The organism is Variovorax sp. P5_A3 (assembly GCF_056400665.1).
This window is the reverse complement of record NZ_JBFUKW010000003.1, coordinates 170,292-189,457: the sequence shown is the minus strand read 5'-3', so window position 1 is coordinate 189,457 and position 19,166 is coordinate 170,292. Positions and strand designations below refer to the sequence as shown.

At 62.7% G+C, this 19,166-nt stretch carries 21 protein-coding genes and 1 tRNA gene; 10 read left to right on the top strand and 12 right to left on the bottom strand.

Features of this window, described 5'->3' with window-relative positions; genetic code table 11:
* Positions 1 to 29 precede the first annotated feature (29 nt).
* The 4 genes from AC1D3B_RS06285 to AC1D3B_RS06270 all read left to right on the top strand — a co-directional run bounded on the left by AC1D3B_RS06285 (position 30) and on the right by AC1D3B_RS06270 (position 4,096).
* The gene (locus tag AC1D3B_RS06285) at positions 30 to 1,019 is read left to right on the top strand and encodes an ABC transporter permease subunit (protein ID WP_478189799.1); all 990 of its coding nucleotides are present in this window, start codon (positions 30 to 32) and stop codon (positions 1,017 to 1,019) included.
* Between the two features lie 161 nt (positions 1,020 to 1,180).
* Positions 1,181 to 2,278, top strand: coding sequence for an amino acid ABC transporter permease (locus AC1D3B_RS06280; RefSeq protein WP_478189798.1), 1,098 nt, complete (start codon positions 1,181 to 1,183; stop codon positions 2,276 to 2,278).
* Positions 2,279 to 2,294: 16 nt separating this feature from the next.
* Positions 2,295 to 3,071 carry an amino acid ABC transporter ATP-binding protein gene (locus tag AC1D3B_RS06275; RefSeq protein ID WP_478189797.1) on the top strand — a complete coding sequence of 259 codons (777 nt, stop codon included), beginning with the start codon at positions 2,295 to 2,297 and terminating at the stop codon, positions 3,069 to 3,071.
* Positions 3,072 to 3,115: 44 nt separating this feature from the next.
* The gene (locus tag AC1D3B_RS06270; protein WP_478189796.1) at positions 3,116 to 4,096 is read left to right on the top strand and encodes an amidohydrolase family protein; all 981 of its coding nucleotides are present in this window, start codon (positions 3,116 to 3,118) and stop codon (positions 4,094 to 4,096) included.
* A 254-nt stretch (positions 4,097 to 4,350) separates the two neighbouring features.
* Here the strand turns inward: AC1D3B_RS06270 and AC1D3B_RS06265 are convergent, their stop codons facing one another.
* Entirely contained in the window at positions 4,351 to 6,588 is a 2,238-nt protein-coding gene (locus tag AC1D3B_RS06265; RefSeq protein ID WP_478189795.1) for an NADP-dependent isocitrate dehydrogenase, read from the bottom strand.
* A gap of 81 nt (positions 6,589 to 6,669) precedes the next feature.
* Positions 6,670 to 7,758 carry an RNA methyltransferase gene (locus AC1D3B_RS06260; RefSeq protein WP_478189794.1) on the bottom strand — a complete coding sequence of 363 codons (1,089 nt, stop codon included), beginning with the start codon at positions 7,756 to 7,758 and terminating at the stop codon, positions 6,670 to 6,672.
* 213 nt (positions 7,759 to 7,971) lie between these two features.
* Here AC1D3B_RS06260 and AC1D3B_RS06255 point away from each other — a divergent pair, with 213 nt between their 5' ends.
* Both AC1D3B_RS06255 and AC1D3B_RS06250 read left to right on the top strand, forming a co-directional pair.
* On the top strand, positions 7,972 to 8,463 hold the full coding sequence (locus AC1D3B_RS06255) for a hypothetical protein (protein WP_478189793.1): 492 nt from the start codon (positions 7,972 to 7,974) through the stop codon (positions 8,461 to 8,463).
* Between the two features lie 1,029 nt (positions 8,464 to 9,492).
* Positions 9,493 to 9,654, top strand: coding sequence for a hypothetical protein (locus AC1D3B_RS06250; protein WP_478189792.1), 162 nt, complete (start codon positions 9,493 to 9,495; stop codon positions 9,652 to 9,654).
* A gap of 233 nt (positions 9,655 to 9,887) precedes the next feature.
* Here AC1D3B_RS06250 and AC1D3B_RS06245 read toward each other — a convergent pair whose 3' ends face one another.
* Complete coding sequence (locus AC1D3B_RS06245; RefSeq protein WP_478189791.1) at positions 9,888 to 10,652, bottom strand: hypothetical protein; 765 nt, start codon at positions 10,650 to 10,652, stop codon at positions 9,888 to 9,890.
* Positions 10,653 to 11,291: 639 nt separating this feature from the next.
* Positions 11,292 to 11,462 (bottom strand): hypothetical protein, encoded by a 171-nt coding sequence (locus AC1D3B_RS06240; protein ID WP_478189790.1) that lies wholly within the window; start codon positions 11,460 to 11,462, stop codon positions 11,292 to 11,294.
* A gap of 140 nt (positions 11,463 to 11,602) precedes the next feature.
* Between AC1D3B_RS06240 and AC1D3B_RS06235 the strand changes: the two genes are divergently transcribed.
* The 3 genes from AC1D3B_RS06235 (at position 11,603) to AC1D3B_RS06225 (ending at position 12,985) form a co-directional block, all read left to right on the top strand.
* Positions 11,603 to 11,866: a hypothetical protein gene (locus tag AC1D3B_RS06235; RefSeq protein ID WP_478189789.1), complete on the top strand. Its 264-nt coding sequence runs from the start codon at positions 11,603 to 11,605 to the stop codon at positions 11,864 to 11,866.
* Between the two features lie 154 nt (positions 11,867 to 12,020).
* Entirely contained in the window at positions 12,021 to 12,572 is a 552-nt protein-coding gene (locus AC1D3B_RS06230; protein ID WP_435501428.1) for a Panacea domain-containing protein, read from the top strand.
* Positions 12,569 to 12,985, top strand: a complete 417-nt coding sequence (locus tag AC1D3B_RS06225) for a hypothetical protein (RefSeq protein WP_435501427.1) — start codon at positions 12,569 to 12,571, stop codon at positions 12,983 to 12,985. Before AC1D3B_RS06230 ends, AC1D3B_RS06225 begins: the two co-directional genes overlap by 4 nt.
* Positions 12,986 to 13,058: 73 nt before the next feature.
* Here the strand turns inward: AC1D3B_RS06225 and AC1D3B_RS06220 are convergent, their stop codons facing one another.
* Positions 13,059 to 13,367 carry a hypothetical protein gene (locus AC1D3B_RS06220; protein WP_478189788.1) on the bottom strand — a complete coding sequence of 103 codons (309 nt, stop codon included), beginning with the start codon at positions 13,365 to 13,367 and terminating at the stop codon, positions 13,059 to 13,061.
* A gap of 219 nt (positions 13,368 to 13,586) precedes the next feature.
* On the opposite strand from AC1D3B_RS06220, the gene AC1D3B_RS06215 reads away from it, so the two are divergent.
* A complete protein-coding gene (locus tag AC1D3B_RS06215) occupies positions 13,587 to 14,192 on the top strand; it encodes a hypothetical protein (protein WP_478189787.1) in 606 nt (201 codons plus the stop codon).
* Positions 14,193 to 14,226: 34 nt separating this feature from the next.
* On the opposite strand, the gene AC1D3B_RS06210 is transcribed toward AC1D3B_RS06215, so the two are convergent.
* From AC1D3B_RS06210 to pal, 7 genes are all read right to left on the bottom strand, one after another.
* Complete coding sequence (locus AC1D3B_RS06210) at positions 14,227 to 15,363, bottom strand: AlbA family DNA-binding domain-containing protein (protein ID WP_478189786.1); 1,137 nt, start codon at positions 15,361 to 15,363, stop codon at positions 14,227 to 14,229.
* Positions 15,364 to 15,434: 71 nt separating this feature from the next.
* Positions 15,435 to 16,187: a DUF1828 domain-containing protein gene (locus AC1D3B_RS06205; protein WP_478189785.1), complete on the bottom strand. Its 753-nt coding sequence runs from the start codon at positions 16,185 to 16,187 to the stop codon at positions 15,435 to 15,437.
* On the bottom strand, positions 16,184 to 16,642 hold the full coding sequence (locus AC1D3B_RS06200) for a hypothetical protein (RefSeq protein ID WP_478189784.1): 459 nt from the start codon (positions 16,640 to 16,642) through the stop codon (positions 16,184 to 16,186). The genes AC1D3B_RS06205 and AC1D3B_RS06200 overlap by 4 nt, the downstream gene beginning before the upstream one ends.
* A 276-nt stretch (positions 16,643 to 16,918) precedes the next feature.
* Positions 16,919 to 16,994 (bottom strand) — tRNA-Lys (locus AC1D3B_RS06195).
* A gap of 66 nt (positions 16,995 to 17,060) precedes the next feature.
* Complete coding sequence (locus AC1D3B_RS06190) at positions 17,061 to 17,873, bottom strand: tRNA threonylcarbamoyladenosine dehydratase (protein WP_478189783.1); 813 nt, start codon at positions 17,871 to 17,873, stop codon at positions 17,061 to 17,063.
* 14 nt (positions 17,874 to 17,887) lie between these two features.
* Complete coding sequence (ybgF, locus tag AC1D3B_RS06185; RefSeq protein WP_478190008.1) at positions 17,888 to 18,637, bottom strand: tol-pal system protein YbgF; 750 nt, start codon at positions 18,635 to 18,637, stop codon at positions 17,888 to 17,890.
* A gap of 5 nt (positions 18,638 to 18,642) precedes the next feature.
* Positions 18,643 to 19,155 (bottom strand): peptidoglycan-associated lipoprotein Pal, encoded by a 513-nt coding sequence (gene pal, locus AC1D3B_RS06180; RefSeq protein WP_478189782.1) that lies wholly within the window; start codon positions 19,153 to 19,155, stop codon positions 18,643 to 18,645.
* Positions 19,156 to 19,166 lie beyond the last annotated feature (11 nt).

Here is a 19,166-nt window from a genome sequence, read left to right as displayed (position 1 = left end):
CGCGCATGACAACCCCTCGCCGCTCGAAGATGTCTCGCGCCGTTTTCATGGAACGGCTGCCGGGCTATGTCGCACAGGCCCTGCTCCTGGCCGTGATCGCCTGGCTCGCGTGGCGCGGCATCGCCAATTTCCTGGTGAACGCGCACACGCTGGGCGTGTCCATCGGCTACGGCTTCCTGCGGACCGAGGCGGGCTTCGAGATCGCGCAGTCGCTGGTCCCGTTCGGACCGGCATCGACCTATGGCAGCGCCATCGTCGTCGCAACGCTCAACACGCTGCTGGTCGTCGCACTGGCGATCGTGTTCAGCACGCTCATCGCACTCTTCATTGCGTTCGGCCGGCTCAGCACGCACCCGCTGATCCGCGGCGCATCGACGCTCTACGTGGAGGTGTTTCGCAACATCCCGATGCTGCTGCAGATCTTCTTCTGGTACTTCTCCGCGATCGCCTTGCTGCCCGACGTGGGCGACAGCCTTCGCCTCGGCCCCGTGTTGCTGAACAACCGCGGGCTGTTCCTGCCGCACCTGCTGACGACGGCCACGGGTGGCCTCGGTTGGGACGTGCCGGTCGTCGAAGGCTTCAACGTCAGCGGCGGCTTCGCGCTGTTGCCTGAACTCATCGCGCTGACGCTCGGCCTGTCGATCTACAACAGCACCTTTCTCGCCGAGATCTTTCGCGCGGGCATCCTGTCGGTCCCGCGCGGCCAGTCGGAGGCCGCGGACACCGTGGGCCTGAGCGGCGTGCGCGCCGCCCTGCTGGTCGTCCTGCCACAAGCCCTGCGCGTGGCCTTGCCGCCGGCTGCCGGGCAGTACCAGACGCTCGCCAAGGCCTCGTCGCTTGCCGCGGCCATCGGCTATCCGGACGTCATGCAGATCGTCGGCGGCACGGTGCTGAGCCAAACCGGCCAGGCGCTCGAAGCCATGGCGTTGGTCGTGGTGATCTATGCGGTCATCAATCTCGCAATTGCATTCGTGGTGAACCTGGTCAACCGCCGTCTGATGACACGCCATGGCCGCTGAGATCAAAGGTCACCCCCAGGCTTGCCCACTTCGTGTGGCCGCCACCCCCCTCTCCGGGGGCAGCCCCGGCGGCCCGGCAAAGCCGGTTCCGCGGGGCTTCTGGACCCGGCTGTGCGGTTGCATGTGCCGCGGATCACGCGATCGCGTGGTGGAAGACTGAGATGAATCGCTTTTTGCGCGAGGCGCTGGTCAGTCCACGGCCTGCGCCGGTGGCCAGCATTCCGGCGCTCACGCGCTGGCGGCGGGCCTGGTTTCCGGGGCTAGCGATGGGCCTGGTCTCGCTGCTATTGCTGGCCGCGTTCGTCCTGGCGAGTTGGCGCTTTCTCGATTGGGCCGTCGTGAACGCGCATTGGACGGGCGCCTCCAGCGATGCCTGTCCCGACAGCCGTGGCGCCTGCTGGGCCTTCGTGACCGCGCGCTGGAAGCCCTGGCTGGTCGGCGACTATCCATCGGATCAGTTGTGGCGTGCATGGGCCTGCTTCGTCGGATTCGCCTTGTTCTGGACCTGGGTCGTTCGCCGCGCGCACGGCGCCAGCCTGCAGCGCGTGCTGATGGGCTTCGTGTGGATGCCGGTGCTGTTCTTCCTGCTGTTGCTGGGCGGCGGCATCCTGCCCTTCGTGCCTCCGACTCGTTGGGGGGGCCTGTTGCTCACGCTGGTCGTCACGCTGGCCACTTTTCCCACCGCCCTGCCCTTGGGCCTTGCGCTCGCGCTCGGCCGTCGCTCCCGGCTGCCCGTGGTGCGTTCGCTCTGCGCCGCGTTCGTCGAGTCCATGCGGTCGGTGCCATTGCTCGTGGTGCTGTTCATCGCGGCCACCTTGCTGCCCATGTTCCTTCCTCGGGGTTCGAACGTCGACCTGTTCTCGCGCGCGCTCGTCGCCTTCGCGCTGTTCAACGCGGCGATGGCGGCGGAAGTCTTTCGCGGCGGATTGCAGTCCATCGGCCGCGGCCAGATCGAAGCCGCCACGACGGTGGGCCTGAGCGACTTCATGGCGCTGCGCCTGATCGTGCTGCCGCAGGCCGTGACCGCTGTCGTGCCCGCGCTGGTCAACATCATGATCGCCGTGATCAAGGAGACAACGCTGCTTTCCGTGATCGGCGTCAACGACTTGCTTGGCGCAGTGGAGACGGGTGCCAAATCGCCAGGCTGGGTGGGCGATGCCAACATCCTGACCTCGGGCCATGTCTTCCTCGCGCTGGCTTACCTGGCCGTCTGCTGGGGCCTCTCGCGCTACAGCCGCCGGCTCGAAGCCTCGCGCTGACCCCAAAGAATCCTCGATGACGAACACGCCTTCCGTTGAAACGAATGCCGCCGCCGTGGTGCGGATGACCGGCATCAACAAGTGGTACGGCGACTACCACGCACTGCGCGACATCGACCTGCAGGTGGCGTCGGGCGAACGCATCGTGATCTGCGGGCCTTCGGGGTCGGGCAAGTCGACACTGGTGCGCACGGTCAACCTGTTGGAGCCCTTCCAGCAGGGGCATCTGCACGTCTGCGGCGTCGAAGTCGGTGCCGACGAAATCACGCGCGCCGCTCGGCTCGCCGTGAACCGGCGCGTGGGCATGGTCTTCCAGCAGTTCAACCTGTTCCCACACATGACTGCGCTCCAGAACCTGACGGTCGGACCGGTGTGGGGCATGGGCGTGGGCCGCAAGGAGGCGCACGAGCGCGCCATGCACTACCTGGAACGCGTGGGGCTGCGCGACCATGCGCACAAGCATCCGGCGCAGCTCTCCGGCGGCCAGCAACAGCGCGTCGCGATCGCGCGCACCCTGTGCACGCGGCCGCAGGTCGTGCTCTTCGACGAGCCCACGGCCTCGCTCGACCCTGAAATGGTGAATGAAGTCCTGCAGACCATGGAGGGCCTGGCCGGCGAAGGCATGACGATGATGATCGTCACGCACGAAATGGGCTTCGCGCGCCGAGTCGCCGACCGCGTGATCTTCATGGACCAGGGCCAGGTCATCGAGACCGCACCGCCCGGCGACTTCTTCGACCGGCCGCAAAGCGCGCGCCTGCGATCTTTCCTGGGGCAGCTGCTCACGCATTGAGCGAGCTGTTCCGCTCAATCCTCACACAACGGAGACAACACACCATGACCGTCATCGACGTCCACACGCACATGTTCACCAGCCGCTGGCTCGAACTTCTCAAGAAGGAAGGCGGCATCTACAACATCAAGACGCGGCCGGACGGCCAACAGGAGATCTTTCGCGGCGACACGCCGGTCGTGATTCCGCAGCGCGGCCACTTCGACTACGACCTGCGTGTGAAGCACATGGACGCCGCGGGCATCGACGTGTCGGTGGTCTCGCTCACCTGCCCCAACGTGTACTGGGGCAACGAAGACATCAGCTGCCGCGCCGCCCGGGAGTCGAACGACACGATGGCCGAGGCACAGACCACCTACCCCGATCGCATCCGCTGGTTCACCTCGCTGCCCTGGGAATATCCGCAGCGCGCCATCGAGGAACTGGAGCGCACCTGCGCGAACGGTGCGGTCGGCGTGATGGTGCTGGCCAACATCGCCGGGCGCAGCCTGACCGACCCGCTCTTCGCGCCGATCTGGGCCGAGATCGACAAGCGCGGCCTGCCCGTGCTCGTGCACCCGACCGACCCGCCGGGCGTCGACATGATGGACATGACCAAGTTCGACCTGAGCTGGTCGGTCGGCTTCATGTTCGACACCACGCTGGCCATCACACGCATGATCTTCGAAGGCTTCTTCGACCAGTATCCCAACCTGAAGATCATCGCCTCGCACGGCGGCGGCACCCTGCCCTACCTGGTCGGCCGCTTCGAGAAGGGCGACGAAGTCGAGATCCCGAGCCGTCGCAAGATGAAGCGCAAGCCCACGGACTACCTGCGCCACATCTACTACGACAGCATCACCTACAACCTGGGTGCCCTGCAGTACCTCATCTCGGTGGTCGGCGCGGAGCATGTGATGTTCGGCACCGACTGGCCGCACCAGGTGCACGACACGAAGGGTGCGTTCGCCAACACGGCAAGGCTGCCCGCAGAGCAGACCGCGGCGGTGCGCTCCGGCAACGCGCAGCGGATCTTCAAGCTCTAGCAGGGGTCGGCGGGTTACCTCTTACTGAGGCGCCGGCTTCGCGACAGGCGGCGGCGCACCGGTGCCGCTCGAGCGGGTCCGCTGGCAGATCATGCGACCCGTTTGCCGGTCCCAGTGGCAGGCCCTGCTGGACTTCGTCGCCGGGGTGGTCACAGGCTCCGCCGGGGTCACCGGCTCTGCCGCGGAGGCGAGACCAGCAAAGGCGACGGCCCCAAGAAGGAGGAGTTGCTTGAGGTGTTCCACGTCGGCGAGCCTCAACCCACTGCCGCCGCGAGCGTCGCGTTCAAGGTCGCGCTGGGGCGCATCACCGCATCGGTCTTGGCCGCATCCGGCAGGTAGTACCCGCCGATGTCGGCCGGCTTGCCTTGCACGGCGGCCAGCTCATCCACGATCTTCTTCTCATTGGCAGCCAGCGTTTCGGCGAGCGGCTTGAAATGGGCGGCCAGTTCCTTGTCTTCGGTCTGGTCCGCCAGTGCCTGGGCCCAATAGAGGGCCAGGTAGAAGTGGCTGCCGCGGTTGTCGAGCTGGCCGGTCTTGGGCGAGGGGCCCTTGTTGTTGTCCAGCAGCTTGCCCGTGGCGCTGTCGAGCGTCTTGGCCAGTACCTTGGCCTTGGCGTTGTTGTTCTTGATGCCCAGGTCTTCGAGGCTCACGGCCAGGGCGAGGAATTCACCCAGCGAATCCCAGCGCAGGTGGTTCTCCTCCACCAGTTGCTGCACATGCTTGGGTGCCGAGCCGCCGGCGCCCGTTTCGTACATGCCGCCGCCGGCCATCAGGGGCACGATGGACAGCATCTTGGCCGAGGTGCCCAGTTCCATGATGGGGAACAGGTCCGTGAGGTAGTCGCGCAGGATGTTGCCGGTGGCGCTGATGGTGTCCAGCCCGCGTACCACGCGCTCCAGCGTGTAGCGCATGGCACGCACCTGGCTCATGATCTGGATGTCCAGCCCGGTGGTGTCATGCTCGTGCAGGTACATCTTCACCTTGGTGATGAGTTGCGCCTCGTGCGGGCGGTAGGCGTCCAGCCAGAACACCACCGGCATGCCGGAATTGCGTGCGCGCGAGACGGCGAGCTTGACCCAGTCGCGGATGGCGGCGTCCTTGACCTGGCACATGCGCCAGATGTCGCCTGCTTCCACGTTCTGGCTGAGCAGCACTTCGCCGGTGTCGAGGTCGGTGATGTTGGCCACGCCGTCCTCGGTGATCTCGAAGGTCTTGTCGTGCGAGCCGTATTCCTCGGCCTGCTGCGCCATGAGGCCCACGTTGGGCACGGTGCCCATGGTCTTGGGATCGAAGGCGCCGTGCCACTTGCAGAAGTTGATCATCTCCTGGTAGATGCGGGCGAAGGTGCTCTCGGGCATGACGGCCTTCACGTCCTTAAGCCGGCCGTCGGCGCCGTACATCTTTCCGCCGTTGCGGATCATCGCCGGCATGGAGGCGTCCACGATCACGTCGTTGGGCGAATGGAAGTTGGTGATGCCCTTGGCGGAATCCACCATGGCGAGCTCGGGGCGGTTCTCATGGCACGCGTGCAGGTCGCGCCGGATCTCGTCCTGCGTGCTCTGGGGCAGCGTGGCGATCTTGTTGTAGAGGTCGACCATGCCGTTGTTGACATTCACGCCCAGTTCGTCGAACAGCTTGGCGTGCTTCTCGAACGCCTCGCGGTAGAAGATCCTGACGCAATGGCCGAACACGATCGGGTGCGACACCTTCATCATGGTGGCCTTGACGTGCAGCGAGAACATCACACCGGTGTCGTAGGCGTCCTGGATCTGGCGTTCGTAGAAATCGACCAGTTCCTTCTTGCTCATGAACATGGAGTCGACCACCTCGCGCTCGAGCAGCGCGACCTTCGGCTTGAGCACGATGGCCTTGCCGCTCTTGGTGATCAGTTCCATCTTGACGTTGTGCGCCTTGTCCAGCGTTATCGACTTCTCGCCATGGTAGAAGTCGCCGTGGTGCATGTGCGAGACGTGCGAACGTGACGCCTGGCTCCAGTCGGCCATGCTGTGGGGATGCTTGCGGGCGAACTCCTTCACCGCTCTGGGCGCGCGGCGGTCGGAGTTGCCTTCACGCAGTACCGGGTTCACCGCGCTGCCGATGCACTTGTTGTAGCGCGCGCGGATGTCATTCTCTTCGTCCGTCTTCGGGCTCTCGGGGTAGTCCGGAATCTTGTAGCCCTTGTCCTGCAATTCCTTGATTGCCGCCTTGAGTTGGGCCACCGAAGCGCTGATGTTGGGCAGCTTGACGATGTTGGCTTCGGGCCGCAGCGTCAGCCTGCCCAGTTCCGCCAGGTTGTCGGGTACGCGTTGAGCTTCTGTAAGCACCTCCGCGAACTGCCCGAGGATACGGGCAGCCACCGAGATGTCGCTGGTCGTGATTTCGATGCCCGCCGGTGCGGCAAAGGCCTTGACGACGGGCAGCAGCGAGGCGGTCGCCAGGCGCGGTGCCTCGTCGGTGAGGGTGTAGATGATCTGGGAGTTTGCGGCGGTCATGGCGGCCCTAGGGTGAGTTGAACAACAACGCAATGCCCCGGCCGGAATTTCAGGCGAGGCTGCGAACTGACGCAAACTTTATCAAGTTAAGGCGGGCGTCTCCGCCGTCTCGATATTTTTAGATTCGAATGTGGCCGGGCGCCGGTTTTCGGCCCTGCGAAGCGGCACCTGTACGTCGGCTGCGCGCGCCCTCAACTGACCGCAACCACCGTCGACATCCTGGCCGGCCGAATACCGCAGCTTCGTCAGGACGCCCCGTTGGTGGAGCGTTCGAGCCATCTGCTTGCAGCGCTCCCACGACGGGCGGCTGAAGGTCACGCCATCCACCGCGTTGAACGGGATCAGGTTGAGCACGCCGTACTTGCCGGAAAGCAGACTGACGATGCCCTGCATCTCGTCTTCCCCGTCGTTGACGCCTTCGAGCAGCGTCCACTGGTACTGAATCGGGTAACCCGTCGCCCGGGCATAGCGCTCGCCTGCGCTGACCAGTTCCTCGGGCGTCATGTTCGGTGCGCGCGGAAGGAGTTTTCGGCGCAGGTCCGCCTTGGTCGTATGCAACGAGAGCGCCAGCGCGGGCCGGACGCGCTCCTGCTGCAGTCGTTCGAACGCACGCGGGTCGCCGACGGTGGAGAACACCAGGTTCTTGTGGCCGATACCGCCCGCGGTGCCGAGCAGGTCGATCGCCTCCACGACGTTCTCCAGGTTATGGGCCGGTTCGCCCATGCCCATGAACACGACCTTGCGCACCGGCCGGCGCAGGCGCGCGAGGGCGACCTGGGCGATGATTTCGGCGCTTCCCAGTTGGCGGAGCAATCCGTCGCGACCGGTCATGCAGAACTGGCATCCGACGGCACACCCGAGCTGCGACGAGACGCAGAGACCGTCACGTGGCAGCAGGACGCTCTCCACGGTCTGACCGTCTGCCAGGGCGACAAGCAGCCGCTCGGCCCCATCCGCGCCCGGGTGGACCGCGTGGATGCGCGCCAGTCCTGCCAGGTCAGCCTCGATGGACGGCAGGGCGGCCAATAGCGACGCCGGGAAAAAGGTCCCAGGCAGACGCCTGCCGCTGTCCCGGGGCAGCGCATGGGACCACAGCCGGAGGACCCGGTGTTCGTGGATGGGCCCCGCTCCGGCGTCCCGCAGTCGTCGTCTTACTTCGTGGATTCGCATGCGCGGACTATGGCAAAGGGAAAAGCATAATGAGGCGGCACAGGATTTCCTGAACTTCGTCGAACTTGAGGAAGGGGCCAAGGGTACTACTGCGAAACGTCGAACTTGCACTCCCAGTGCCATCCGGCCTTGCCGCGCCCAGACCCGTCTATGGAATCTCAGGTCATTCATATCGCCGGCCCAGGGGGCGCGCCCTATGAACTGGGCCAGCCCATGTTGATGTTCGCGGGTCGATTGTTCCTCGGCCGGGTGGATCCCGTGCGCCTGAGCAATCGCGGCACCGAGGTCTACTTCGGAAACTTTGCGCCGACCTCAGTGGCCCGAGATGAGCCACGAAACATCGGAGCCTTGCTGTTCTATGAAGCGTGCGCCCATGTCACCCGCTTCCATCCGCAGGTACAGCTCATCCGCTTCTCGTCCTCGCGGCCCATGCCGGGCGTCGGAGATCCTGCTTTTCAGGCAGCCGCTCGTGTCGCAGCCCTCGAGCGCATCGGCGCCGCGAACATCGTCGTCTCGCCCATGCAATCCGGGCTCATCACCGTCTCGGGGACCTGGGCCTATAACGCGCGCAATCTGCATGCGCTCAACGTTGCATTGGAAGAGCACCGCGCCGTCTTTCGGGCAGTCGCGATCGGGAGGAGCAATGAATGGCCCTTTTGGCTCAGGCGGCTTCGGCGCGTTCTGACGCGGCGTGCTCGCACCTAGGCTGCGCCGTGCGCAATCGGGTTGATGGGGGATGACTTCAGGAATTGCGGCATGGCTATATAAAAGATAGCAGGCAATTCAATATCGACGCGGTGTTCTTGGTAGGACGTACTGGATTCGAACCGGTGGTCAACGGATTAAAAGAACCACGCCCACAGAGGCTAAGGTCCAAGATTCGCTGGACTTTCCCTCGATAGACCCGAGCATGCTGGATCGAGACATGCATCTGGGTCCATCGGACGGGAAAAATCAGGTCCCACAGTTTCTCCCTCAGTGGAGCATGAGACTGTCATCGAGCCACCCACCTACATGACCCGACCGGGGTCGTCCAGATTCCCACAGAAGTCCCCGCACCCATCTCGATCCTTGACCAATCCGGTGTCCTGAGCACCACGCCCCGACGACGAAGCGCAAGTGTTGCGAGACAAAGCCGCGCCCCTTGACCCGTGCCCGCTGGTGGCGAGACGAGGACGGAACCGTGCGAGCCTTCAGCCGCAAAGACTTCCCCGATAGCGCTGAGGCCCTAGCGTCCGTGCAGCGATAGTGCGGTCGCCTGGCCGGGACCCGGCACGAGGGGCCACCGGCTAGGGATTTTTTCACGCGTGAGCGGAACCTGTAGCCAAGCATCCTGAGCGCCGAAAGAACCAGTGCCATACTGCTTTCTTTAACCGCACCCTGTCCCGGAGCCCGCAATGCCATTAGGCCGTGTTGCCCACACTCAACTTCCATACTGCCTTCAGAAGACAGGCGACGGGCGCTGGCTTCTTCTCAATCGCAACTACAAGCCGTTAGGAACGACAAACAAGGAGTGGGTGGATTACGACACACACCCTGACCGCCTGAAACTTCACCGTCGAACGGTCGGGGCCGTCGCTAAAGCGGCCGTGAACGTGATCTCAGATAGTTCCAACGAGCCGGACGTCATCTATCTCTATGACGATGGGAACATCCCTACAGAATCAGCCGCGAACTGGAGCGCATACACAAAGCTGCTCTCGTTGGTAATGCATGCGAAGACATAGGGGAAACATGGAACTCAAGGACTTCATCAAGGCCACACTGCATCAGATCGCGGAAGGAACCGTCGAAGCGCAGAAAGCCATCGGCGAGCACGGTGCCGTCATCAACCCCGGCAGCGTTAGCCGCCGCAGGCCCACCGCATTCTGCCTCTCGCAATCAGGGTACAGATAGCGTATCCGCTTGCTTGGGTGGAAGGGGTCTTCGCAGTTCTTGAGTAGGCCGCAAAGGGCACAAGAGACGCGAAAAGCCACGCAGCCGGATTTCGATCATCTGGGCTGCTGCGGACCTGCGGAGACACCTACGGGGCGATGGCGATCTTGACGGGCCCGCCCCCCGACCTCGTGCGTGTGCTCCCGCATGCCTCCACATGGCTATGGATCGTGCTAGAGCGAGCGTGCAATGAGTTACGCGCCTTCAGCCATCGGCTCGCCGTTAGCTGCTTTATGCGCAGCCAGAGCGGCGTCGAGTTTGATCTTGTCCGCCCATTTAGTACGCACTATCTCTAGGCCGGATTCGGTCAGCTTTGCCAGAAGTTCCCTTGCCTCCTCCGGACTAGCCGCACCAAACCGAATGAGAGCGAATCTCAACTCTTGCGCCGCCCTGACGAAACGCACGACCGTCATCCACTGGTCGTGTATGCCCTCGGGAGTGACCCAGTACCTCTCGTCATTCTCGAAAAGTGCTCCCCACATCTCCACGACTTGCAAGACATGGGTTAGCTGGGTCTGAAACTTTGCGCACGAAAAAACAACATCACGAGGCAGCTTGGACAACTGCTCCGAAGTTAGCTTCACCTCTTTGGCGGTTTCAAGCTGCGAATTCATGAAGCGAGGGATCGCTCTATAACTTTGCTCAGCGCGGATTTCCTCGAAAGATATTTTCTGAAGCCCTTCTGCAATCATCGCGCTCAGTTTGTGCGACACCTCAAATTGCCCACTACCCGGCTCGCTAATCTTCTTCAGTTCGTCAGCCGGCACCATCGCTTTGATGGCAGTTCTTACCGCGAGGTCGGCCGCGACCACATTGCTGACCTTGATGAGGTAGACAAACGCAAGCCGTCTTTCGGCATCTCGTTGCGATCGTCTATCAAGGACGAGGCGCACCAGGAAACCGAACGCGGCAGATGCAACGGCTCCGATGAGCCCTGAGATAAGCGCGAGAGCTTGCACAGTGAATTGGTTGTTGTGTTTTTGGAAGAAAACTCGTCTCAGTTTGCCGCCACGGGCCGCACAGCGTCCGGCCTTCCGTGGCTTGACTGACCATGGCCAATTGTGCCCGTGAGGCGCGTTGCGCTTGAATACCCTCCCTCATGGACCTCAATCCCCGTACATGACCCAAACAAGCGACCTTCGTGTAGTGCGCCCCGCCCGCTTGAGCGCGCATACCCGAACTATTTTTTGGACGCGGCAGTATTTCTCAACGAGCTGACCCGGGTCACTATTCGCTGTCGGCAAGTATCAAGTGATCCCCTCGACCCTCAAGGGCGCCGTGGGCGCGATCGGCCTTACTGGAAAAGAGCAGTTCACCCCTGAGCTTCAGGAGCGAATCTTCGCCGAATATTTGCTCGACAAGAAGCGGCCCGCGATCGCCGGCTACGTCAGGGGCGAGCACGACAACCTCGGCGCGGCGCAGCGCGCGGGAGCGCGCGAGTGGGCCTCGATCGCAGACCCTTCGACGGGCAAGAGCTACTACACGGGCAGTGCTCGCAATGCGGCGTCGCTCTCGGCCGGCGCGTTCGGCGGATCGCTCACGCATGCGCGCGACAAGTACAAGGCTCTCGTGGCGGCAGGCGTGGACAGCAGCAACGCCTACAAAGCCGTCGTGAACGGCCCGACCATGCCATCGCCTGTGCCGGCGAACATCCCGTCATCGGTTCCCGTGTCGATCCCGAAGCCGGTCGAGGTGCGCGATCCGGCTGTACCGTTGAACGGGGCCGGCGCAGGACGCGGCACGATCAACATCAGCACGCCCGAGGTCATCGGCCAGAACGTTTCCGACAGAGGAATCGCGCATATATCGCGAGCGGCGGCCTCGGAGGGGGCGCGACGGGCGGATGGTAGGCCTAATTGGTTTGCCAACCGGCGCCCGCCGCTACCATGGTGCCCAAGGAACCCACACCATGACCGAAGCCGAGGCGCGCGAGCGTATCCGAGAACTGGGGAAGATCGTGCTGGCCGAACGCCGCGAGCACGACGTACGGAATGCAGAACTCTCGATCGAATGCTCGCTGCGAGCGCCCGGCGCTGGCGCTGCCGAAGGCGTTATCTACAAAATCGCTGGTCGCGATGTGACGCCGGCAGAGGGCGGCCCGCCGCATGCTGGCCGCGTCGAAGTGAACGACGGCGACGACAACATGCGCGAAAAGCGCTGCGTTTCCCGGTAGTGCTTTGCTCATCGGGCTGGCGCCTGGGCGGGCCGGCTGAACACCGGGAAATGTTGCGGCACAGCAATACTGGCGTTTCTACCCGCTCCTGGGCGACAGATTGGAGGAAAATGGGTGGCCGAGAACTGCGCCCCGCAGCACTCCCCAACCACCCATGCTCATTACTCACGAACGCGAAAAGCTGATTGAGGCCGTGGCCTTCTTCGCTGCGAACGTGCGCAAGCTGGGGAAAACGAAGCTCTTCAAGCTGCTGTATTTCCTCGATTTTCAGCATTACCGGGACACAGGCCGCTCTGTGACCGGCCTGCACTATTCCGCGTGGAAGATGGGGCCGGTGCCGGTGTCGCTATTCGAAGAGCTTAAGCCGGGGGTTTCTTGGGACGGCAAGGTGGCCTTCGAGTCGATCTCGTGGGGCGGCAAGGAAATGCTCACGCCGAAAGCGCTCGGCCCGTTCGATTCCAAGCATTTTTCTCGGCGTGAGATCGCGCTGCTGAAAGGCCTTGCGAAAGATTTTCGAGACGCAGACGCTGAGACGATGATTGAGAAAACACACCTTGAAAATTCCCCGTGGCATCAGGTGTGGGAAGGCCAAGGGGCTCGACAGGCCCCAATCCCGTACGAACTCGCGCTGAGAAAAGGCAATCAAGAGGCGATGTCTGCACTGTCTGCGGCGCGCCAAGAACTTATTGACGCCCTTAGCCGATGACGCCGGGAGCGGTGCTTTTTCATCGGCGCTTTGTGTTCGCCGACGGGGCCTCGGCGGACAAGTATTTGGTCGTGCTTGCGGCCTCTGATCGCCACCTCCTTGTGGCAAAGACCACATCCAACGGGACGCACTACCGCTCGGATCATGGGTGCCAAGCCGGTAGCTTTTTCGCAGCATTCTTGCTTACGCGCGGCTGCTGCTGTCTGCCGCTGAGCACTTGGATTTGCTTCAACGATTTCTACGAACTGTCTCTCACGCAAGTGCAGAGCGGCATTGTCGATGGCTCAATTCGTCAGTACGGGATGCTCGACAAAGAGCTGACACGCGATGTGCAGTTTTGCGCCGCATCGACTGACGACGTGAGTGAAGAGCAGGAAACACTGATTCGAAGCTGTTTCGTGGCCGTCAAGTGAGACGGTGTCGAGGTCGCGGCAGATTGCCTATGAAAAAGCCCGCCGAAGCGGGCTGGTGAAGCGATGCGGTGTCTCAGGCGCTGAGGCTGGCGATCTCATCGACAAGCCTCGAAAACTGCGCCCTCTGGTCCACCGTGAAGCTGCGCGCCTTGACGGCGTGAAGGCCCTCGCCATTGGGGTCTGACAGGCCGGTAGTGTCCATCAGGTCGTCAAACTCGCGCAGGTAGTCCTGGAGGCTCGGTTCCAGCGTCGACCGATTGAGCTTGTCGAGGCCAAGGGACGCTTCGTGCATCGCCGCCGTGATGCTGCTCACTTCGCCGTTGATGTGCGGCAGCATGAGGGCAGAGCGAGCGGACGCGAACTTTTCAGAGAGGTAGGACATGTGATCGAGTGGGTTGAGTGTTGCAGCCTTCTTGGCCGGCCATGTGGCAAAAAATCAGGGCCATGCATCCGCTGGCGTGAGCAGGAAACGAAGCCGCGAGGACCGGCAGAACCGACCCGCGTCAATTTTGCCTGACCGAGACTTTCGGCCCGGTCGCGGGCGCACCGCGCGGCCATGACACGGTGCATCATCACCCATCATTCACAGCCTGGAGGCCACGTGACCGGCGAACAATCAGCGCAAAGCTCCGAGCCCGACGACGAAGACGACGAGGCCCTGACCGAGGGTGAACGCGTAAGGCGAGTCGCACTTCTGACCCACCATTGCATCGACAACATTGCGTGCTACCGCGCAGGCTGGGCGACCAGTTCCAAGGGCGAGAGGCACGTCGTCGTGCAGCGCAATTTCTGGATCAGAGCGAATGGCAACTTCCTCGATATCGCGGTGTCGGAGTGGTGCAAGGTCTTCGCGGACAAGAAGGGCAAGCACCACTTCGCCCGCGTCATCCCAGAGCCCGCGACGCTGCTTGCCGGGCTCACGGCAGCTCTCGGGATGGACGAAGCTGCCTACGGCGCGCTGATTGCCGGAGTCAGGGAATATCGCGATAAGTTTGTCGCCCACCTTGACGATCAGCGGGTAATGAATGTCCCTGCGATGCAACCGCTACTCGACAGCGCGGTGTTCTTGTTCAACACCTTGTGCACGAACGAGGCGACCGTGGTGCATCTGACTGGGTTGCGGCCTGACGCCAAGGAGTTCTATGACCAGCGCTTCGCTGAAGCCTTGGCCGAGTACCGCCGCGCGGAAAGTGAGCAGGCGGGCTGAAGATGTGCGTGCGGAGTGGGTTGTTGGACCGCCGTCAACCTCGGCGTCGGGATGGCATGAACCCAAACGATTGAGACAGAACGTCATTTGTTTCCATCAACACTTCAGTGCCATTTAGGTCTGCGCTGATGTCCTCGATCCAGATTTCCGGCAGAACCAAGTGCGGCCGGTCAGCGACTTTTCGGCTGATGTGGTCATGCACCGAGCCCGTCACTAAGACGCAATCCGCCACGTTGAGAACCGCACATTGCACGATTGCGGGGCCGGCAAGGTCCCACCGCGTTGCAGCGGCCAAACAGGCATCGAAGGCACGCGCATAGAACGCCTCAACGCTTTCCCTCCAAACGCCTCCGCGACCATTCCTGTCGGCGCCTCCCGCCACAACAATCGATTCCACGCACCCGTTCCGGAACACCTGACTCAAGCCCCACAAGCCGTCATCCCCCTCATAGTGCGCCACCACGCCATCGAGGTTGATTCCGGGGTTTCCGCCGCCGTCCCAGACGATGAATTTTGAGAAGTCCACACGGCCCATATCGATCTTCGAGCGACCAGCGACGCCCGACAGCGGAGCAAATTCGAAAACAGCAAGTGGGCAATCCTTCATCATTGGGCGCCACGTCTGCCGCTGTTGAATAGCCTGCATTCGTTGACCGAAAAACCTTCGTGCCTGCTCGCCCAGCGATGCCGTGCGCCCAAAAGCCGTTCGAATCTGGTCGTAGCTCATATCTGACGTAGATGTTCCGTTGCGAAGCACGAATCGACGTTGAGTGTCCTTGCGAACGCAGTGAGGTCCATCAAACGAGCTTGGCACCCTCACCACAAGCACAAAGCCGTCGCCGACCTCGACGGCCTTCATCTGCACGCCAAGGCGAGGTTCGATCGATGCGTCAATMACCTGCCGAAGCCGGCGCTCAGCCTCATCTGCCGATTCGCCAATGATCGGCATCAAACTCGCCGCCGAGCCATCTTGCTCCTCGATCCCATACACAAGATCGCCGCCATCAGCATTGGCGAAGGCGCTCACGTCTTTTGCTATCTCAAACGTCCCCCCACCGTCTCGGGCTGGAATGAGTCGCTTGAAATCGAGCGTGCCCGACTCAGCGAATCGCTGGCGACAAATTTCGTCGAGCGCAGCGGCATCGATCTGATTGAGAACGTAGGGCAGCATCTTGAGACGACTGGCGTTGAAGGTGAACGGACAAAAAGGCCCGCGCGAGGCGGGCCAGAATGGTCAGATTGCTACTGCTGCCAAGGCGGTACAAACGCCCTCTTCTCCAGCGCGGTGAACGGTGTGACGGTCGCGACGCTTTGCATGATCAGCGCCTCTTTCTTCGCCGCATCCGGGTCGACCCGATCGTCGATCACGACCAAGAATTTCGTCGCTGCGTTTGCCATCAGGCCATGAATGTCCACGAGCTTGTGCAAGACCGAACTGATGGCGTTCGGATGGGGGCCAGTCGCAACCACGCCCGCGCCTTCGAACATCACATCGAGGTTGTAGGCCCGCCCGGAAACGCCCTCGAATGCCGGGTTTTCAGTGAGTACGGCGTCAGGCTTCCAAGCCCGCAACGCCATGACAACCTCTTCGACAAACTGCGTCTCGTCAGTGGCGGCACCTCTCTGATCCCGCTCCCAGGAAACGAGCGCCAGCAGCGAATTGAGGTATCTGGCGAAGGCTCCCGGCGCATCGTCGAGCGGCGCCCAAACTTCGATTTCACCTAGCTCGGTGAACACGGCTCCGTGTTCCTTGGCGGCCGACCTCATGAACCGGGTGTTCTTGCCATTCTCCAGCCTGACGCCCCGACCGATGAAGTGCATCATCGATTGGCCGTCGTCGAAGAACCTGATCTGCCCGGCGGCCGTCTCAGCGAAGACCGGCAGGGCATCACCATCGTCGAACCGAAACGGCGTCGAGATGAGTACGACGTCGCCGCTCGCCGTGACGGGCGAGCAGTCGAAGCCAAGCGTTTTCGACAGGGTTTCGCAGATCATGATGGTCTCAATTCGAAGGCGAAAGGGTCATCCAGTGGTGGTTTGAAGGCGATGTTGGCCCGCTTGCAGAAATAGTCAAGCGCCTCGTCGAAGCCCCATTTGAGCCAGTCGGCGGAGCCACTGACCCTAGCGTCCCCCATGTGTTCGTGCACGATGTCGTGCCAGTTCTTCGGTGCGTGCGCCACGGCGTTGATCTCCAACTGATAAACGCGCTGAGCCGCCCCGAGGTTCATCCGAAAGACGGTGAACTTGTAGGTCGTAATCCCGGTTCGCTTGGACCACCCAACCTGCATGACAACGTGCAGGCCTGCCCGGCTTCCGTCTTCCGACATCAGGCCGCACTCGGTGATCGCCAAGCCCGGCTTCTCCTTGTTCTCTTTCCACCCGGGAACGTCCTCACAAATGAGGGGGTTGGCTAGCAGCGCGAGCGCCTCGGCGTGTGGTGCGTCGTTCACAGACTCCCCTCGCCAGTCTGCACCGTGGGTTGGCAACGCTGGCACTCGACCTGCGAGGCGTCGACTGGGGCGAAAGGCAGCATCATCTGGCGATTGTGTAGGGAGGCGTCGAGAACCACGCCGGCCAGCAGGGCACACGTGGGGCAGCGACAACACCATGCGACATCCGAAATTTCCTTACGTCCGCCGTTACATCAAGAAAAAGCAGAGCAAAAATAAAAAGAGCCTGCTACCGATCTGATAGCAGACTCTTCAATAACCATGCGGCTTAACGGATGGTAGGACGTACTGGATTCGAACCAGTGACCAACGGATTAAAAGTCCGCTGCTCTACCAACTGAGCTAACGTCCCGATACCAATCTCTCAATCTCTCTTCGACTTGATCTTCACCGGCGTCGAATCCGGCAAAGCCCGAAATTATAGCGTGCCGGCTCGGGCAATCCTGTCCAGAACCCACCCCGCGGCACATTGTCCGAAGGTCGCCGTCACACTCACCACCGAACCATAGCCGTGGCAGTTGAGGGAGCCGTCGCCCTCCACTGCGCAGGAGGCGTCCGGCGGCGCCACGCTTTCGCGGCTGAAGACGCAGGTCACTCCGATCTTTCGACCCTCGCGCGGCGCGCGGTGCTCCTTGCGCAGACGCTGTCGAAGTTGCGCCAGAAGGGGATCGTGCGTGACCAGTGCGAGGTCGTCGATATCGACTTTGTGCGCCATGCGCTTGCCACCCGCCGCGCCGACCGTGACGAAGCCCGCGCCTGACTCGCGCGCCCATGCGGCCATGGCGACCTTGGCCTTCACCTGGTCGCACGCATCGATGATTGCGGCAGCAGTCCCGTTGGTCGCCTGTGCGGTGGCGAGCAGTTGCAGCCAGTTGTTCGGCTCCACGAATTCGTCGAGCGCGAGCACCTTGCAACCGGGATTGATTTGCGCAATGCGTTCGCGCATCGCTTCGACCTTCGCCTGGCCCACCGTCGCGTCGAGCGCATGGATCTGACGGTTGATGTTGGACTCGGCGATGTGATCGAGATCGATCAGCGTCAGCCGCCCTACCCCGCTGCGCGCCAAGGCCTCGACGGCCCACGAGCCCACGCCGCCGATGCCGGCAACCAGCACGTGTGCATTTCGAATCGCCGACGCGCCAGTCACGCCGTAGAGACGCTCGAGCCCGCCGAAACGGCGGGCCAGGTCGGCGTCGTCCGAAGCGGCGACCGGGGAAGCGGTATTCGACAAGATACGAACCGACGTCAGCGAAGTCGCGAGAGGCGCTCGCGCCCCGCCTGCGCGGCCTCGGACTGCGGATAGGCCTTGGTCAGGTCTTCAAGCGTCCGGCGTGCCGCGCGTGTGTCCTTCAGTTCGATCTGGCAGTTGGCGATGGACAACACGGCTTCGGGCGCCTTCGCATGATCGGGCGCCAGCGACAGCATGGACCTGAAGTTTGCGATGGCCTCGTTGTAGTTGCGCGTCGCGTACTGCGCATTGCCGAGCCAGAACAGCGCGGACGCGTTGTAGCCGCTTTGCGGATAGCGTTTGACGAATTCGGCGAACGCCGTCTGCGCCTGCGCGAACTGGCCGGCCCTGAAGATGCCAAGCGCTGCGTCGAAGTCGGCCTTCTCCTTGGGATCGGCATTGAACTCGCGCCCATCGACCGAGACCTTGGACGGCTCGTTCTTCTTGAGCCGGTCGTCGACTTCGGTCTGACGCTGCTGCATTTCAGTCACCGTGCGCGTGAGCTGTTCGTTCTGGCCGGTCAGGCGCGCCACATCGCCGCGCATCTGCTCGATCTGGTTCTGCAGATCGAGCAGGCTGCGCCGCAACTGTGCGTTCTCGTCGTTCTGGCGCTGCTCGCCCTGCAATCGCATGGCCTCGACCCGCTGGCGCAGGTCGAGGATGGCGCGCCGGGCTTCGTCGTCCTCGAACAGCGCGGCCTGGGCCCCTAGAGAGGCGCACAGCAACGCGGCTGCGAGGGCAGCCCCTCGCAAGGAAACACCGCGCATCATCATCAACGGTAGGTGATTTCGGCGCGACGGTTCTGCGCCCAGACGTCTTCACCCGAACCTTGAGCGGCCGGCTTTTCCTTGCCGAAGCTCACGGCCTCGATCTGCACATCCGTCACGCCCAGCAGTACGAGCGAGCGACGCACCGCCTCGGAACGCTTCTGGCCCAGCGCGAGGTTGTACTCGCGGCCGCCGCGCTCGTCGGTATGGCCTTCGATCGAGATGCGGCGATTCGGGTTCGCCTTGAGGAAGCGGGCGTGACCGTCGATCAGTTGCTGGAACTCCGGCTTGACGGTGTAGCTGTCGAAGTCGAAATAGATGATTCGCGCCACGCCGACCGGTCCCTGCGCGGTCTGCGCATTCGGGTCGATGGTGACCGGCGCCACACCGCTGGTCGACCCACCGGAGCCCTGGCCCGCGTTGCGGTCGACCACGGGCGTGTCGTTGAGCTTGGTACCCGACGAACAACCAGCGATCAGCGCCACGATGGCCAGCGAATAAATCGTACGTTTCAACATTTCGAACTCCT

Excerpts from the sequence above, each read along its gene's own strand:
- AC1D3B_RS06285 (WP_478189799.1), top strand. The coding sequence starts at position 30 with ATGTCTCGCGCCGTTTTCATGGAACGGCTGCCGGGCTATGTCGCACAG.
- AC1D3B_RS06280 (WP_478189798.1), top strand. The coding sequence starts at position 1,181 with ATGAATCGCTTTTTGCGCGAGGCGCTGGTCAGTCCACGGCCTGCGCCG.
- AC1D3B_RS06275 (WP_478189797.1), top strand. The coding sequence starts at position 2,295 with ATGACGAACACGCCTTCCGTTGAAACGAATGCCGCCGCCGTGGTGCGG.
- AC1D3B_RS06270 (WP_478189796.1), top strand. The coding sequence starts at position 3,116 with ATGACCGTCATCGACGTCCACACGCACATGTTCACCAGCCGCTGGCTC.
- AC1D3B_RS06265 (WP_478189795.1), bottom strand. The coding sequence starts at position 6,588 with ATGACCGCCGCAAACTCCCAGATCATCTACACCCTCACCGACGAGGCA.
- AC1D3B_RS06260 (WP_478189794.1), bottom strand. The coding sequence starts at position 7,758 with ATGCGAATCCACGAAGTAAGACGACGACTGCGGGACGCCGGAGCGGGG.
- AC1D3B_RS06255 (WP_478189793.1), top strand. The coding sequence starts at position 7,972 with ATGTTGATGTTCGCGGGTCGATTGTTCCTCGGCCGGGTGGATCCCGTG.
- AC1D3B_RS06250 (WP_478189792.1), top strand. The coding sequence starts at position 9,493 with ATGGAACTCAAGGACTTCATCAAGGCCACACTGCATCAGATCGCGGAA.
- AC1D3B_RS06240 (WP_478189790.1), bottom strand. The coding sequence starts at position 11,462 with ATGACCTCGGGCGTGCTGATGTTGATCGTGCCGCGTCCTGCGCCGGCC.
- AC1D3B_RS06235 (WP_478189789.1), top strand. The coding sequence starts at position 11,603 with ATGACCGAAGCCGAGGCGCGCGAGCGTATCCGAGAACTGGGGAAGATC.
- AC1D3B_RS06230 (WP_435501428.1), top strand. The coding sequence starts at position 12,021 with ATGCTCATTACTCACGAACGCGAAAAGCTGATTGAGGCCGTGGCCTTC.
- AC1D3B_RS06225 (WP_435501427.1), top strand. The coding sequence starts at position 12,569 with ATGACGCCGGGAGCGGTGCTTTTTCATCGGCGCTTTGTGTTCGCCGAC.
- AC1D3B_RS06220 (WP_478189788.1), bottom strand. The coding sequence starts at position 13,367 with ATGTCCTACCTCTCTGAAAAGTTCGCGTCCGCTCGCTCTGCCCTCATG.
- AC1D3B_RS06205 (WP_478189785.1), bottom strand. The coding sequence starts at position 16,187 with ATGATCTGCGAAACCCTGTCGAAAACGCTTGGCTTCGACTGCTCGCCC.
- ybgF (WP_478190008.1), bottom strand. The coding sequence starts at position 18,637 with ATGCGCGGTGTTTCCTTGCGAGGGGCTGCCCTCGCAGCCGCGTTGCTG.
- pal (WP_478189782.1), bottom strand. The coding sequence starts at position 19,155 with ATGTTGAAACGTACGATTTATTCGCTGGCCATCGTGGCGCTGATCGCT.